Here is a 16,041-nt window from a genome sequence, read left to right on the forward strand (position 1 = left end):
GTCAAGCACTAGAATATTTTTTATAAATCAACTTGTTTTCTGGTACTGGCTAACTCAGTGGCTAATTGGATTGCGGCTTTCATACTGGTGGAGTCAGCAATTCCTTTACCTGCAATATCAAATGCTGTACCGTGGTCAGGTGAAGTCCGCACAAATGGTAAACCAATGGAAGTATTAACGGCGCGGTCAAAGGCCATAAGTTTGACAGGAATTAAGCCTTGGTCGTGGTAAAGTGCCAGGTAAGCATCGGCTGGATGATTTATGGAAGAGTTGCCATACCAAGCTTGACCAGGTTTCACCCACATTGTATCGGGAGGAATTGGCCCTTCTAAGAGCAATTGAGGGTGTTTTTGCTGTTCTTGTTTGATCCAAGGAATCAACCAATCGAGTTCTTCAGTTCCTAGTTGTCCTTGTTCGCCACTGTGGGGATTTAACCCGGCGATCGCAATTCTGGGTTTACTAATACCAAAATCTGTTTGTAAGCACTCTACCAATAAATCTAGTTTTTGGCTGAGTAATTGAGGTGTGAGTGTATCTGCTACTTGGCGCAGGGGAATATGTGTCGTAGCTAACAGGGTGCGGATTGTCCAAGCAGTGTAAGGCGATCGCGCTACAAATAACATCCCGTATCGCTCTACATTTGATTTTTCTGCCAACAGTTCTGTTTGACCTGGATAATTATAACCTGCGGCTTTCCAAGCCGATTTTGCAATGGGCGCTGTGACTATACCATCAAATTCACCTGCTAATGTTTGGGCGATCGCATATTCCATATAAGCAAAACTCGCCGCACCACTCACCCCATTACCCACACCTGGAACAATTTCATTTAGATTTTGATGCAACGGCACATCAATAACTTTTAAGCTGTTGGGATTTGCCAACGCAACTAAATTACCCGATAAATTTAATTGGTCATAAGTCTGCACTAACCAATCTTGATTTCCTACTACCGTGACATCACAATTTTGAGTTACTTCTGGATCAGCTAAAGCTTTTAAGATGACTTCTGTCCCAATTCCGGCGGGATCTCCCAATGTCAGTGCTAATCGAGGCCGAATTGCTTTGTGTGATTTTGCTATGAGTGTTGACTCGCTTTGATACATAAGGCTAATTTATCTCGATTTGTGATGGAATTGGCTTGATCCCGCAATCGTCGGGATTAACCATCAAACTAGTTTAGAATTGTTTACACAGGTCTAATTCAACGGTAGCTGTTGAGTAACTTCAGTCTATCTGGGGTCATTGGTAAAAGTAAAACTTCTACTCCTGATTTACCAGATGACAACAAACAGCCCAAATTATATGCAATCTAAAGGTTAGCCTTTAGAATTATGACAAACGATTCACAAAGGAGACACACAACAATGGGTGGCGAAATTTTCAGTACAGCTTTTCTGGCTTTTAGTTTAATCTTCGTGGGTTGGGCTTTAGGTGCTTTATTGCTGAAAATTCAGGGTGCAGAAGAATAATCTCTCTGAAGTCTGAAAAAATAGCGTGTCCGGACAACGGACAACGCTGTTTTCTTAGTTTTCAGGTATTAATTAATTTCTAAGAAAAGTGTAAACTTTTGTTTACGGATATAATTCTGTTAAGATTCTTTTCATAAAACATTAAGATTTAATACAGCCCTCATGACATTACTAATAGTCGGTGCCACTGGCACCTTAGGAAGACAAGTGGCTCGTCGTGCGATCGATGAGGGGTATAAAGTGCGTTGTCTTGTCCGCAGTAGTAAAAAAGCGGCGTTTCTCAAAGAGTGGGGTGCGGAACTCGTTCTCGGAGATTTGTGTTACCCCGAAACCCTACCAGCCGCACTAGAAGGAGTCACCGCAATTATTGATGCGGCTACCTCCCGTGCCACCGATTCTTTAACAATCAAGCAGGTAGACTGGGAAGGGCAAGTAGCCTTAATTCAAGCGGCCAAAGCGGCAGGTGTGGAACGTTTTATTTTCTTCTCTATAATTGATGCCGAAAAATATCCAGAAGTACCCCTAATGGAAATTAAGCGGTGTACAGAATTATTTTTAGCTGAATCTGGACTCAATTACACAGTTTTACGTTTAGCTGGCTTTATGCAAGGGTTAATCGGTCAATATGGCATCCCGATTTTAGAAGCACAACCAGTGTGGGTAACTGGCGAGTCATCACCCATTGCTTATATGGATACTCAAGACATTGCGAAATTTGCTGTGCGGGCTTTGAGTGTACCAGCCACAGAAAAAAAAGCTTTCCCGGTTGTTGGCACTCGTGCTTGGAGTGCAGAAGAAATTATTAGCTTGTGTGAACGCTTGTCTGGCAAAGATGCTAAAGTCACAAGAATGCCGTTAAATTTATTGCGGACTGTGCGCCGATGTGTCCGCTTCTTTCAGTGGGGATGGAATGTGGCAGACAGACTGGCGTTTACTGAAGTTTTAGCCAGTGGCAGACCATTAAACGCCCCAATGGATGAAGTATATCAAGTTTTTGGTTTAAATCAACAAGAAACAACGACTCTCGAAGTTTATCTACAAGAGTATTTCAGTAGAATTATGAAAAAGCTCAAAGAGCTAAACTACGAAAAAACCAAGACCAAAAAGCAAAAAGACAAACGATCGCCATTTAAAAAAGTTAATAGTCAATAGTCAATCGTGCTGAGTAAAAAATGCTAGTCCCTAGCCTCTAGTCTCTAGCCTCTTTTTGACTTTTGCTCATGGACTCAAAATATGTCAGGATTACATAGTACAAAGCATCGCTAAAAGTTTGGATATTTGAATGTGCCGAAAGCAGGCATTATCTACAATGATTTAAAACCGGTAGCTAGTCGCATCGCTATCGAACTAGAAGAGAAAATCACCGCTGCGGGTTGGGATGTATGTGTCACCAGTAGCATCGGTGGAATACTGGGCTATGCTAATCCCGAAAGTCCTGTATGCCACACTCCGGTTGATGTTTTAACACCCCCTGGGTTTGACTCAGACATGAAGTTTGCAGTTGTCCTGGGAGGAGACGGTACTGTTTTAGCTGCATCTCGTCAAGTTGCACCACTGGGTATTCCTTTGTTAACGGTGAATACCGGTCACATGGGGTTTTTGACAGAAGCTTATCTTAATCAACTCCCCCAAGCCTTGGAACAAGCAATGGCGGGTGAGTATGAAATTGAAGAACGGGCAATGCTGACTGTTAAGGTATTGCGAGGAGAGTCGGTTCTCTGGGAAGCCCTGTGCTTGAATGAAATGGTGCTGCATCGAGAACCGTTAACTAGTATGTGTCATTTTGAAATTGCTATTGGTCGGCACGCGCCAGTAGATATTGCCGCCGATGGCATAATTGTTTCGACACCTACAGGTTCTACGGCTTATTCCCTCAGTGCAGGCGGCCCCGTAGTCACTCCTGGGATACCAGCTTTACAGTTAGTACCGATTTGTCCGCATTCCTTAGCTTCTAGGGCTTTGGTGTTCCCAGATACGGAGACTGTCAATATTTATCCGGTCAATATTCCGCGTTTGGTGATGGTAGTCGATGGCAATGGTGGGTGTTATGTGTTTTCGGAAGATCGAGTATATTTAGAGCGATCGCAATATAGTGTCCGATTTATTCGTCTACAACCGCCAGAGTTTTTCCGCATCTTACGCGAAAAACTCGGCTGGGGTCTACCCCATATCGCCAAACCCACCTCTGTGGAATTACCGTAATGGTCAATGGTTAATAGTTGAGGACTGAGGCACCAAGATTGTCTGTGAAGACTGAGTATAGGGGTGAAAGGGTATGGGGTGTAAGCGTTTGAGATACATACACCCTTACACCCCTATACCCATGATCAATAGACAACCTTCACCTGAGTCAAAATTGTTTCTTTGGGTTTTTTCCCGAATTACTGGTTTATAAATAGAATTAAAAAGCAAAGTTATCGCCAAGTGCTGATACCAATTCACGAAATTACTGATACAAATCACTTCCTCTGCACACGCCAGTTTGCTCAAGTCGGGAGACCCGCCCATGCAACTGGCTCCTCTGCTCCCTCTGCTTGCCTGTGTGTATCATTTTGAAAGTGAAATGGTATGAGTGCTACTCCTGTTGACCATTGACCATTGACTTTTGACTAAAATTTATGACAGTTGCTCACAGTCCCTGTGTGTTGGTGATTGAAACTGATGAAAGCCTTGCAAATCAGCTATCTTCTGATTTACAAGAAGCTGGTTATGATGCGATTTTAGCCCACGATGCCGCCAGTGGTTTGCAATATAGCCGTGATTGTCAACCTGCTTTAATTGTTTTAGACCGGATGTTGGCAGGTGAATCTGGACTATCCTTGTGTAAAAATATCAGAAGTACTGGGATGCGTTCTCCAGTGCTGGTTTTAATGGCGCGAGATACCGTTGATGACCGTGTAGCTTGTCTAGAAGCTGGCGCTGATGATTATATTCTCAAACCTTACCGCCCAGAAGAATTTTTAAAGCTAATTCGCCTGTATTTAAAACCTGATATTGATACAACAGAACAGTTGCGTTTTGGGGATTTAGTTTTAGATATTTCAACCCGCCGCGCTATTCAAAATGGCAGGGTAATTGATTTAACGATGAAAGAATTTGAGTTATTGAAGTTTTTAATGGAACATCCCCGTGAAGTATTAACCCGCGAACAAATATTAGAAAATGTGTGGGGTTACGACTTTATGGGTGAGTCAAATGTGATTGAAGTTTATATTCGTTATCTGCGCCTGAAAATTGAAGATGAAGGTCAAAAACGCCTGATTCAAACAGTGCGGGGTGTGGGATATGTCTTGCGAGAATCTTAGATAGAGCAGTAGCCAATTTGCTTAGGACATAGATAAATAATAAAACTGAGACAGCACAAAGCTTTTAACCCTGTCACCTGTCACCTGTCACCTATTGCCTGTCCCCTGCTATAATTCGGAATTTGGTGACGCAGCCTAAATTTCTCTGGGTTCGGCTGATTTCATCCGTTCTTCGCCAACTTCTGCCCTAGCTTCAGCAATGATATCGTCCCAGACTTCGCTGACTTCTGCGATCGCAGCTTTGCTCTGTTCATAGAACAATATTCCTTTTTTCACAACTGCTTTGGCCACTGGTCTACCAACACCAGCTACCACTGGCAACAATACAGGCACCAGCACAACCCCAACAATACCTGTAACTCCTAATCCTTCCGCTAAATCTCCAAGGTCTGGTAAAAGTTTTATCGACATAATATGTTCACCTCCCTGGTTTTCCTCAATTTATTTTAATTCTTTTTTGTTAATACTCAGGCAAATCAGCTTTCAGTTGCAAAGTAATGTAACAGAGGCCAAGAGGCTAGTAGAGGTCGGTGTAAATAAACAGATCATTAAGAAATTGCTAAAAGGCTTGTAGTATCGTTATTCTTTTTTTCCTTTTGCCTTTTTACTTTTGCCTTGTTGTACTAGTTTTATTACTCTGAATATTACTTGGTGTGTTTGGGCAGGCAAAATGCCTACCCTACAAGAATCATCGCCTATCTGTCTACAGATCCCATGATTACGTCAATACTACCGAGGATGACCACAATATCTGCAACTTTCACACCCCGCAATAAGTGAGGTAGAATTTGCAGGTTGTTGAAATCTGCGGGGCGAATTTTCCAGCGCCAAGGGAAGACATTATCATCACCAACCAGATAAATGCCTAGTTCACCTTTACCGCTTTCCACACGGGCATAGATTTCGCCTTTGGGCATTTTGAAGGTGGGGGCTACTTTTTTACCAATAAACTGGTAATCAAAATCATCCCACTCGGATTTTTTGCCAGCAGCTAGGCGTTTAGCTTCCAGGTTTTCGTAGGGGCCGCCAGGTAATCCTTTCAGGGCTTGCTTGAGAATCTTCACAGACTCGCGCATTTCCCGCATCCGTACCATATAACGGGCTAAACAATCACCGGCAGTTTCCCACTGAACTTCCCAGTCAAAATCGTCGTAGCACTCGTAATGGTCAACTTTACGCAAGTCCCACTTCACGCCAGAAGCACGTAACATCGGGCCAGATAACCCCCAGTTAATTGCTTCTTCGCGGGTAATTGTACCAATACCTTCAACACGACGGCGGAAGATGGGGTTATTGGTAACTAACTTTTCGTATTCATCAACTACAGGTAAGAAGTAGTCGCAAAATTCTTCACATTTATCTACCCAACCATAAGGTAAATCGGCAGCCACACCGCCAACGCGGAAGTAGTTGTTATTTACCATGCGGTAGCCTGTAGCTGCTTCCCACAAATCGTAAATCATCTCCCGTTCTCGGAATTGGTAGAAGAAGGGAGTTTGTGCGCCTACGTCAGCTAGGAACGGGCCAAACCATAGCAAGTGGTTGGCGATGCGATTCAGTTCCAGCATAATGACGCGGATGTAGCTGGCGCGTTTGGGAATAGCAATCCCAGCTAACTTTTCGGGGGCGTTAACTGTGACAGCTTCGTTAAACATTCCGGCTGCGTAGTCCCAGCGACTAACGTAGGGAACATACATAACAGTGGTACGGTTTTCGGCAATTTTTTCCATCCCTCGGTGTAAATAGCCGATTACCGGTTCACAATCAATGACATCCTCGCCATCCAAGGTGACAATTAGCCGCAGAACCCCGTGCATTGAGGGGTGGTGTGGCCCCATGTTCAGCACCATTGGTTCAGTACGGGTTTCTATTCTGGCCATAAATTCCGTGTTCTCCCATGATCAAAAATTGAAAGGAACCGCGTAGATGCCAACCAGACCGATAAAATCGTGTCTGCCAAAATGTAAGTTTGTAAGGACAATATTTTGCGGGTAAACCCTGCATCTATTGTCAATACCGGAGTTTGTTGGAGAAGATGTGGCAGCAGAGAGATTTTACGATGTTTCGTTTTGTTTCACTTCTTCAACTATTATATGGAGCTTGAGTTGCCGGAAATTCAGGCATCGGAATTTTTTCCATTCTGCTTGTGTTGGAGTGCGATCGCTTTCTTTACAATACGTTAAGTACAAGCACAGTAGCTTTTACAGCAATATGGTACTTAGAATTAAGTGTCAGGGTGATCTTCTTAAAAAGCTTGGTAATTTACGGAATTTAATTAACCTTGCCATAAGCCGAAATTGTTTGTTTGAAATCTGCCTTTTTATATTTCTATCAGTTTTACCTGCAATTTTTACCTTAAAAAACTGATAGGAGGCATTAATAACTTACATAATTGTGATCATTGCCAGAACACTGGGAATAATTAAACTAGTAACTCTTCCATAATTAGCGAAGATTTTATTTTAATTTGTGTTCCTTTAAAACTAAAAACCAATGCCACATCTTACAGAATATCCCATCCTCTCTACTCTCCATGAAGGACTGCAAACGATTATTTATCGCACACACATACCAGCAACTAAACAATCAGTTATTCTCAAGCTGTTGAAAAAAGAATATCCCACCCTAGAAGCTTTTACCCGCCTCAAAAATGAATATCTGATTCAACAAACTTTAGACTCTCCCTATATTGTCAAAGCCATTAGGTTAGAAAATTTTGAGCATCGTGTCGGTCTCTTACTCGAAGATTTTGGTGGTCAATCTTTAGCCCAATTTATCCAGACAAATACCCTTGACTTAATTCAAACTTTAAAAATTACAATTGAATTAACTAAAGCTTTAGAACATCTTCATCAACAGCAAATTATTCATAAAGATATCAAACCCAGCAACATTATCATTAACTTACAAACTAATATTGTTAAACTTGCTGACTTTGGTATCGCTTCTCGTTTAAATAAAGAAACTCCCCAATTTACCAATCCTAACTGTGTAGAAGGGACACTTGCTTATATGTCTCCCGAACAAACAGGGAGAATGAATCGCATTCTAGACTATCGTAGCGATTTTTACTCCCTGGGTGTGACTTTATATGAAATGCTGACTCAGCAAATCCCATTTTTCAGCCCAGATCCTCTAGAAGTTGTTTATCGACATATTGCAGTTCCAGCAGTCAATCCTCAGTCATTGAACCCTGACATTCCCGATGCAGTTTCAGAAATTGTCATGAAACTGATGGCGAAAAATGCCGAAGATAGATATCAAAGTGCAACAGGATTATTAGTTGATTTAGAAAATTGTCTGGAACAATTAGAAACTAAAGGGGAGATTAATAACTTTATTCCTGGTCAGTTAGATATTTTAAGTCAGTTATTAATACCACAAAAGTTATACGGTAGAGAAACCCAAGTTAATGAACTTTTAGCAGCCTTTGAGCGGGTGAATTCTGGTACTAGCGAAATTATGCTAGTCTCTGGATATTCTGGGATTGGTAAATCTGCATTAGTTAATGAAGTCAATAAACCCATTACCCAAAGACAAGGCTACTTTATTTCTGGTAAATTTGACCAACTCAAGCGGAATATTCCCTACGCTTCATTAATTCAGGCTTTTACCTATTTAGTACGCTGTTTATTAACAGAAAGTCCAGAAAAAATCGCCGTCTGGAAAAGCAAGATATTAGCAGCCTTAGGAACCAATGGAAAAGTAATTACTGAGGTGATTCCCGAAGTCGAATTAATTATTGGGAAACAACCAGAAATACCAGAACTAGGTGCAGCCGAGTCGCAAAATCGCTTTCACCGTGTTTTTGAAGAGTTTATCCAAGTTTTTACTCAGAGGGAACATCCATTAGTCATATTCTTAGATGATTTACAATGGGCAGATTCGGCTACTTTAAACTTAATCAAACTCCTAACCACAAACCCCAACAGCAAATATTTATTATTCATTGGTGCATACAGAGATAATGAAGTCAGCCCCACCCATCCTTTAATTCAGACAATCACTGAAATTGAGAGTGTCAGCACAATTGTCAATAATCTGGTTTTACAACCTTTAAATTTAAATCACGTTAACCAACTAATTGCAGAGACTCTACAAGCCAGTCGCCATACTAGCAAACAGGATATCATATCTCAAGCATTTGCACAGCAAATTTTTCAACTAGCTGAATTAATTTTTAATAAAACAGGTGGTAATCCATTTTTCTTAACTCAACTACTGCAAGCACTTTATCAAGAAAACTTATTGTTATTTGATTTTAATAGTCAACAATGGCAATGGGACTTAGAAAAAATTCAAGCAATTGGCATTACTGATAAAAATGTTGTCGAATTAGTTGCTAGTCGTCTAGAAAAACTTCCTCCTGCTACTCAGGAGATTTTAAAATTAGCCGCTTGTGTCGGAGATAGATTTAGCCTAGATGTGTTGACAATTATCAATGAAAAAGCACCGTCAATCACAGCTAACGAATTATATCCAGCGTTACAAGCTGGTTTGATTCTTCCTTTAAATGAAAGTTACCGAATTCCTTTAGTTTTCAATCAAGAAGAGGCTGTCAAATTAAAATTTGAAACTTCTACAATTAGTTATAAATTTTTACATGACCGAGTACAACAAGCAGCTTACTCGTTAATTCCAGCATCTCAAAAGCAAGACACTCATTTAAAAATTGGGCAGTTGCTGGTTAAAAATATCCCTCAAGCAGAAATTGAAACTCATATTTTTGATATAGTCAATCAGCTAAATGTCGGGGTTAATTCTATATTTGAGCAATCGCAAAAGACAGAATTAGCCAAGTTTAATTTAATTGCGGGACGTAAGGCGAAAGCTTCTACAGCTTATGAAGCAGCTTTGAAGTATTACAAAATTGGCATAGAACTGTTAAGCACAGATGTTTGGCAAACAGAATATCAGTTAGCACTAAGTTTATATGAAGGTGGTGCTGAAGTTGCTCATTTGGGGGGTAACTTTGATCAGATGTTGGAATGGGCTGATGTTGTGTTGTTGGAGGCGCAAACTTTACTCGATAAAGTCCATGTTTATGAAGTGCAGATTATCGCCTCGATTATTCATAAACAACAACGAAAAGCAATTCAAATCGCATTATCAACCCTAGATTTATTGGGAATTAAAATTCCAGAGCAACCAACAGCCTTGGAATATGAACTCAGGGTAGAAGAGATTACTGCTAATTTACAAACCAGAGCGATCGCAGATTTAATTAATCTACCATTAATGACCGATCCCCAAAAGATAGCAGCAATGAGAATTTTGATGGGAGTCCTCCCCGCAGCATTTCAAACTGCACCTGAGTTAATGCCCCTCATTGCCTATGAAATGGTGATTTTATCCTTAAAATATGGCAATACATCTGTTTCTGCTTATGGCTACAGCTTATATGGATTACTGCTTTGCGGAGTTCAAGGCAAAATTGATGTCGGCTATGAATTTGGGAAATTAGCATTAAATGTAGTCTCACAATTTAATGCTGAAGAATTAAAACCAAAAATTCTCACAGTAGTTAGCGCCCATGTGATGCACTGGCAAGAGCATATTCAAGAAACCTTAATTACGTCTAAACAAGGATTTGCCAGTGGTTTAGAAACGGGAGATTTAGAATATGCTGGTTATTGTGGATATATCTATCCTTATCACTCTTTTTGGCTGGGTAAAGAACTCTGGATTTTAGAAAAAGAACTGGTTGCTTATTGTGAATCACTGAAAAAAATTCAGCAACAAGTCGCCTTTACTTGGAATTCTATATATCTGCAAACAGTATTGAATTTGAAAGGCAGTCCAGAGAATGTTTACTATTTAATGGGCGAAGCTTACGATGAGCAAGTGATGTTACCTACTCATCAACAGGTGAATGATTTGTACACTATGAATCACCTGTTTGTTAATAAGTTGATGCTGGCTTATTTATTTGGTGAATATCAGCTTGCTGTTGAGTATGCAGCAATGGCAGAAAAATCATTAGGTGGTGTCACCGGATTATTTGTAGTTCCCTTGTTCTATTTTTATGATTCATTAGCACAACTGGCAAATTATCAAACAGCTTCCGAAGCAACACAGACAGAAATTTTAGCCAAAGTCAGAAATAATCAGCAAAAAATGGAACTCTGGGCGACTCATGCACCGATGAATCACCTGCATAAATTTTATTTGGTGGAAGCAGAAATACAGAGAGTTTTACAGCGCCATTTGGAGGCGATGGATTACTATGAACTGGCTATTCAAAAAGCCCAAGTTAATGGTTATCTGTTAGATGAGGCTTTAGCATACCAGTTAGCGGGTGAGTTTTATCAGTCTGTAGGGAAAGAATTAATTCAGCAAACTTACATTACTAAGGCTTATTATGCCTGTATTCGCTGGGGTGCGATCGCTAAAGTTAAACACTTAGAAATCCAATATCCTTTTTTAGTCAAACAAACGACAGCCCCCGAAACTGGTACTCTCAAAGTAGATGTTATCCGCACCACAACTCACACTACTACCAGTAGTGGTTTAAGTGATTTCTTGGACTTAAATACCTTCATTAAAGTTTCGCAAGCAATCACCCATGAAATTGTTTTAGAAAACTTGTTAAGTAAGTTAATCAAGATTTTACTAGAAAATGCTGCCGCCCAAAAAGCCGTATTACTACTGGTAAAAGAAAATCAGCTATATATCGAAGCTGCTGGTAATGCTGTGGATGATATGGTCACAGTTTTACAATCACTTCCTATCAATAGCTATCCCGATTTACCTTCATCTGTGATTAATTATGTTTTCCGCACCCAAGAAAATCTCATTTTAAATGATGCAGCCGCAACTGAACCTTTTAGCCTTGATAGCTATATCCAAGCAGCAAAATCCAAATCAATTCTTTGTCTGCCAATTATTTATCAATCACAAATTACAGGGATTATTTATTTAGAGAATAAATTGTCCACAGGGGCATTTATGCCTGAAAGAGTCAAAGTATTGAAAGTTTTGATTTCTCAAATGGCGATCGCAATTGAAAATGCTCGCTTATATGCCAACGAACAAGATAAATCAAGACAATTATCCCAATCTCTACAAGACTTACAAGCAGCACAATTACAAATTATCCAAAGTGAAAAAATGTCATCTTTAGGTAATTTAGTTGCTGGTGTTGCCCATGAAATTAACAACCCACTCAGCTTTATTTCTGGTAATCTAGATTTGGCTAAAGATGCTGTGACTGATTTAATTAATTATCTCCAACTTTATCAGTCTACTTTTCCCAATCCAGGCAGTGAAATTAATGATAAAGCTGAAGAAATAGATATAGATATCCTGTTAGAAGAATTGCCCAAAATGATTAATGGGATGAAAACAGGGACAAAACGAATTCGAGAAATTAGTACTTCTTTGCGGACATTTTCTCGCGCGGATACTAAATCTAAAGTATCAGCCAATATTCATGATGGGATTGATAGTACTTTGATGATTTTACAACATCGCTTAAAAGCTAATTATGATCATCCAGGTATCAAAGTTATTAAAGAGTATGGCAACATTCCTTCAGTAGAATGTTATTTAGGACAGCTAAATCAAGTTTTTATGAATGTCTTGGCTAATGCCATTGACGCTTTAGAAGAAGCCTACTCTTCCCGGCTATTAGCAGATAACACAGCAGATATCACGAATACAATTACTATCAAAACAGAGGTTGATCAAGTGAATCAACAGGTGGTAATTAAAATTAAAGATAATGCTAAAGGGATGACAGAAGAAGTTAAAGCATCTATTTTTGATCACTTATTTACTACTAAGAATGTGGGTAAGGGTACAGGTTTGGGTTTATCTATAAGTCGGCAAATTATTGTCGATAATCATAATGGCAGTTTAACTTGTGAGTCAGTTTTAGGAGTAGGCACAGAATTTATCATTTCCATTCCTATTTCTGGTTAATATAGCAGGGGACAGTTAATAGGTGACAGGTGACAGCTTTAACAGCTTTATGTTGTCTAATTTTTATTATTTATCTATGTCCTAAACAACTTGACAACTGCTATAAATAATTAACAGCAAGTTGCAGCCGAAGCAGAGACGTTGTATACAACGTCTCTATTTATTTGGGATTGTTTTTCGCCTATTTGCCTTTAAGAGATGGGTATTATTTTTTCATATTCTATTTATGAATTTTTTATAGATTGAAAGTGTTTTTACAGAAAATATCTGATTTTTTTGTACAAAAATAGATTTAATTTAGTAATTAAAAATTGGTTGTAATTATCAGTTCCATCCAACATAGAAATTGTTATTAATATTGATATGACCAAAAACAATTAAATAACTTCTTTGGCATAGTTTTTTACTGATACAGGTAACAGAATCTAGCTAATTAAAATTAGCTAGATAAGCGCCAGCTTGCAGTAAGAATTACCAGCGAAAATCCAGACACTTATATAGGCATTGAGACGTTAATTATATGAAAAAAGGCAGAGAAATTCAGCAGGTTGCATCAAATTTAATGTCATTTTTTGTCAAGCGGTTAAGCTTGATTTTGCTGGCTGGTGTGATGGTTATTTTCGTGGGAAGTAAATTCGATGTCGCCAGTGCATCACAACCAAATGCAGAATCAGAAATTGAAAGTTTGTCAGTTTGTTACGCATTAGGAACTGATGCTATCGGTCGCGGGAATCTACAAGAAGGTATAAATACTTACCAAAAATGTTTTACTCCTGATGCTAAAATAACTGCGATTTTTCCTAATGGCGCTCAGGCAACATTTATTGGTGCAGTTAATTGGGCTAATTTTGTCTCTTCAGTATTTACAACTAATGGATATACTGCTACTCAACATTTGCTAGGTAGTTTCAAGATAGATATCAACAATAATACAGCAATTATGTCCTCTTACCTCCATGCAACTCATAAGCTTTCCGATACCAGCATTGACGTTGCTAATGGTACCTATGTAGATAAAGTTGTCAGTAAAAATGGTAAATGGCTAATTAAAGAACGTGTTCTGACATTGATTGATTTCTTAAATCTTTCTTCTCCTGCTTCTCCTGAAGCGGAAGTTTCTTCAGCAGCTAGAAGTAGTAATTCTGTTTCTAATACTTCCTCTAATGATTCTAATAATTCCAAAAAACCACATAAACCACATGTTCCTGGTTATATGTAAGAAAGTTACACAGAGTTTAATTTGGGATTAGTCAACAATTAGGACAGGTATTTTACCTGTCCTAAAAAGTATCAATTCCAAGCATTATATATTTACGTAGAATGGCACAAAGAATAAATGACTGAATAGTTCTGCATTTTTACGTAAGTCAAGCATATATGGTGTCAGCTATATTGCAAATTGAACAAGCTAGTAAACATCTATGGCTTTCGATCAACAGCGTTTTGATAAGCTAATTCAGAGATTAGAAATTTTTGCTAGTCAACAGCCAACTCTTTATAGATTTCACGTTGCATGTCTGGCTGTGTTAGGTTACGCCTACATAGTCATGATTTTAGCTGTAAGTGTGGCATTACTGCTAACTATTGGCTGGTTGATGTTCAATGCTAGATCATTTAGCCGTGGAACTATTAAAGGTGTGATTTTTTTACTAGCGATCGCTATTATATTATTGCGATCGCTTTGGGTATCAGTTCCCCCACCTACAGGGTTAGCATTACGCCGCAAAGATGCACCTAGCTTGTTTTGTTTGGTTGATGATCTCACTACAAAATTAAAGGCTCCGAGATTTCATCATATCTTACTTACCACAGATTTTAATGCCACCGTTGTGCAGAGACCACGCTTAGGTTTATTTGGCTGGTATCAAAATTACCTGATTGTTGGTTTGCCATTAATGTTAGCATTGCCACCTGAACAATTTCGGGCGGTTTTAGTTCATGAGTTGGGACATTTATCAGGAAATTATCATCGCTTCAGTGCTTGGATTTATCGTCAACGTCTCATTTGGTATCGGATTCAAGAATTACTAGAACAAAGTCGCAATGAATCATTGTGGGTAGTTTTTCATAAGTTTTTACAGTGGTATATTCCATTTTTTTCAGCTTATTCTTTTGAATTAGCCAGACTACACGAATATGAAGTTGATAGATTGGCTGTGGAAATCACAGGCGTAGAAAACACCGCCAAATTTTTGATGAATCGCAAGGTAAAAATTAGATTTTTAGAAAACTATTTTTGGTCTAATATTTATCATCAAGTTCAAACAGAAGTTGAGCCACCAAAAACGAGTTATACCGCTATGCAAACAGCTTTAACTCAAGGAGTACCTCTGAGAGAAGCCAGTATTTATTTAGCACAATCACTAACAGAAAAAACGAATTATACAGATACTCACCCTTCCCTCACAGATAGATTACAAGCTTTAGGCTTTGTTCCTGGTATTCAAGAAGAATTATCAGTTGCTGCACCAATGCTGATTAGTGCAGCACAAGAATATTTAGGTCACGCTTTTGAACAAGTTAGAGATAATTTTAGTCAGACTTGGTGTGAGAAAATCGCCACACCTTGGAGACAAAAATATGCTGAAGTGCAACAATCATTAGCTATCTTAGATAAACTCAACTCTAAGGCTGAAAAACAAACGCTATCATTAGGAGAAGCAACGACAAGAGCGTTGTTAACATTTGAGTTAGAAGGTGAAGAAGCAGTCATACCATTGTTGCGCGAAGTAATTAAATTAGATCATACCCACGCTTCCGCAAATTACCTATTAGGGCAAATACTATTAAAACAACAAGATGCTAGTGGCATAGAACATATTGAAAGAGCGATCGCCAAAGATATAGACATTGCCATTGATGGTTATCAAATAATTGGTGCTTTCCTCAAACGACAAGGACAAGATGATCGAGCAGAACTATATCATGAGCTTGCCGAAGAACATTATGATTTGCTCTTACGTGGTCAAGAAGAACGCGCTAGTTTAAATGTAACTGATGAATTTAAAACCCATAGTCTTGCTGATGCAGAAATAACTCATCTACGTCAGCAATTATCTCGCTATCCCAATATTACAACGGCTTATCTAGTCCAAAAAGTTGTGCAGTATTTTCCCGAAAAACCACTGTATATCCTGGCTGTAATGCGAAAATTCAGCTTTTGGGAAAGCAATCACGAAACCGATAACGCACAACTTGTTGACGCACTGTTAAAAGAAATTGAATTACCAGGAGCAGTATTTTGCTTTATTTTGAATACTAATCTCAATTTTGAGAAGAAGTTTAAACAAATACCAGAGGCAACTATTTACCAACAGAAAATTAAAAAATGAACCTAAGAA

10 protein-coding genes are annotated in these 16,041 nt (G+C 39.0%); 7 read left to right on the plus strand and 3 right to left on the minus strand.

All coding sequences use genetic code 11. The features are described 5' to 3' along the window. Positions 1-20: 20 nt before the first annotated feature. Entirely contained in the window at positions 21-1,106 is a 1,086-nt protein-coding gene (gene pdxA / locus H6G75_RS03055; protein ID WP_190978527.1) for a 4-hydroxythreonine-4-phosphate dehydrogenase PdxA, read from the minus strand. A 261-nt stretch (positions 1,107-1,367) separates the two neighbouring features. On the opposite strand from pdxA, the gene H6G75_RS03060 reads away from it, so the two are divergent. The 4 genes from H6G75_RS03060 to nblR all read left to right on the plus strand — a co-directional run bounded on the left by H6G75_RS03060 (position 1,368) and on the right by nblR (position 4,777). Further along, the gene (locus H6G75_RS03060) at positions 1,368-1,472 is read left to right on the plus strand and encodes a PetM family cytochrome b6-f complex subunit 7 (protein WP_062294992.1); all 105 of its coding nucleotides are present in this window, start codon (positions 1,368-1,370) and stop codon (positions 1,470-1,472) included. 162 nt (positions 1,473-1,634) lie between these two features. Then, the gene (locus tag H6G75_RS03065; protein ID WP_190978528.1) at positions 1,635-2,624 is read left to right on the plus strand and encodes an SDR family oxidoreductase; all 990 of its coding nucleotides are present in this window, start codon (positions 1,635-1,637) and stop codon (positions 2,622-2,624) included. A 132-nt stretch (positions 2,625-2,756) separates the two neighbouring features. Next, positions 2,757-3,674, plus strand: coding sequence for an NAD(+) kinase (locus H6G75_RS03070; protein WP_190978529.1), 918 nt, complete (start codon positions 2,757-2,759; stop codon positions 3,672-3,674). A 416-nt stretch (positions 3,675-4,090) separates the two neighbouring features. Then, the gene (gene nblR, locus H6G75_RS03075) at positions 4,091-4,777 is read left to right on the plus strand and encodes a response regulator transcription factor NblR (protein WP_190969622.1); all 687 of its coding nucleotides are present in this window, start codon (positions 4,091-4,093) and stop codon (positions 4,775-4,777) included. Positions 4,778-4,912: 135 nt separating this feature from the next. Here the strand turns inward: nblR and H6G75_RS03080 are convergent, their stop codons facing one another. Together H6G75_RS03080 and H6G75_RS03085 are read right to left on the minus strand one after the other, a co-directional pair. Next, positions 4,913-5,188: a DUF5132 domain-containing protein gene (locus tag H6G75_RS03080; protein WP_190978530.1), complete on the minus strand. Its 276-nt coding sequence runs from the start codon at positions 5,186-5,188 to the stop codon at positions 4,913-4,915. A gap of 284 nt (positions 5,189-5,472) precedes the next feature. Continuing rightward, the gene (locus tag H6G75_RS03085; protein WP_190978531.1) at positions 5,473-6,657 is read right to left on the minus strand and encodes an NAD(P)H-quinone oxidoreductase subunit H; all 1,185 of its coding nucleotides are present in this window, start codon (positions 6,655-6,657) and stop codon (positions 5,473-5,475) included. Positions 6,658-7,270: 613 nt separating this feature from the next. Here H6G75_RS03085 and H6G75_RS03090 point away from each other — a divergent pair. The 3 genes from H6G75_RS03090 to H6G75_RS03100 all read left to right on the plus strand — a co-directional run bounded on the left by H6G75_RS03090 (position 7,271) and on the right by H6G75_RS03100 (position 16,032). Further along, positions 7,271-12,700 (plus strand): AAA family ATPase, encoded by a 5,430-nt coding sequence (locus H6G75_RS03090; protein ID WP_190978532.1) that lies wholly within the window; start codon positions 7,271-7,273, stop codon positions 12,698-12,700. A 520-nt stretch (positions 12,701-13,220) separates the two neighbouring features. Then, positions 13,221-13,919 (plus strand): nuclear transport factor 2 family protein, encoded by a 699-nt coding sequence (locus tag H6G75_RS03095; protein ID WP_190978533.1) that lies wholly within the window; start codon positions 13,221-13,223, stop codon positions 13,917-13,919. Positions 13,920-14,121: 202 nt separating this feature from the next. Then, entirely contained in the window at positions 14,122-16,032 is a 1,911-nt protein-coding gene (locus tag H6G75_RS03100; protein WP_190978534.1) for a M48 family metallopeptidase, read from the plus strand. Positions 16,033-16,041: the final 9 nt, after the last annotated feature.

The sequence above is a fragment of the Nostoc sp. FACHB-280 genome, assembly GCF_014697615.1.
Classification (GTDB): Bacteria; Cyanobacteriota; Cyanobacteriia; order Cyanobacteriales; family Nostocaceae; genus Nostoc_B.

Bases quoted from the DNA above. Each gene is read 5' to 3' on its own strand.
- pdxA (WP_190978527.1), bottom strand. From the start codon at position 1,106: ATGTATCAAAGCGAGTCAACACTCATAGCAAAATCACACAAAGCAATT.
- H6G75_RS03095 (WP_190978533.1), top strand. From the start codon at position 13,221: ATGAAAAAAGGCAGAGAAATTCAGCAGGTTGCATCAAATTTAATGTCA.
- H6G75_RS03060 (WP_062294992.1), top strand. From the start codon at position 1,368: ATGGGTGGCGAAATTTTCAGTACAGCTTTTCTGGCTTTTAGTTTAATC.
- H6G75_RS03100 (WP_190978534.1), top strand. From the start codon at position 14,122: ATGGCTTTCGATCAACAGCGTTTTGATAAGCTAATTCAGAGATTAGAA.
- H6G75_RS03080 (WP_190978530.1), bottom strand. From the start codon at position 5,188: ATGTCGATAAAACTTTTACCAGACCTTGGAGATTTAGCGGAAGGATTA.
- H6G75_RS03090 (WP_190978532.1), top strand. From the start codon at position 7,271: ATGCCACATCTTACAGAATATCCCATCCTCTCTACTCTCCATGAAGGA.
- H6G75_RS03065 (WP_190978528.1), top strand. From the start codon at position 1,635: ATGACATTACTAATAGTCGGTGCCACTGGCACCTTAGGAAGACAAGTG.
- H6G75_RS03085 (WP_190978531.1), bottom strand. From the start codon at position 6,657: ATGGCCAGAATAGAAACCCGTACTGAACCAATGGTGCTGAACATGGGG.
- nblR (WP_190969622.1), top strand. From the start codon at position 4,091: ATGACAGTTGCTCACAGTCCCTGTGTGTTGGTGATTGAAACTGATGAA.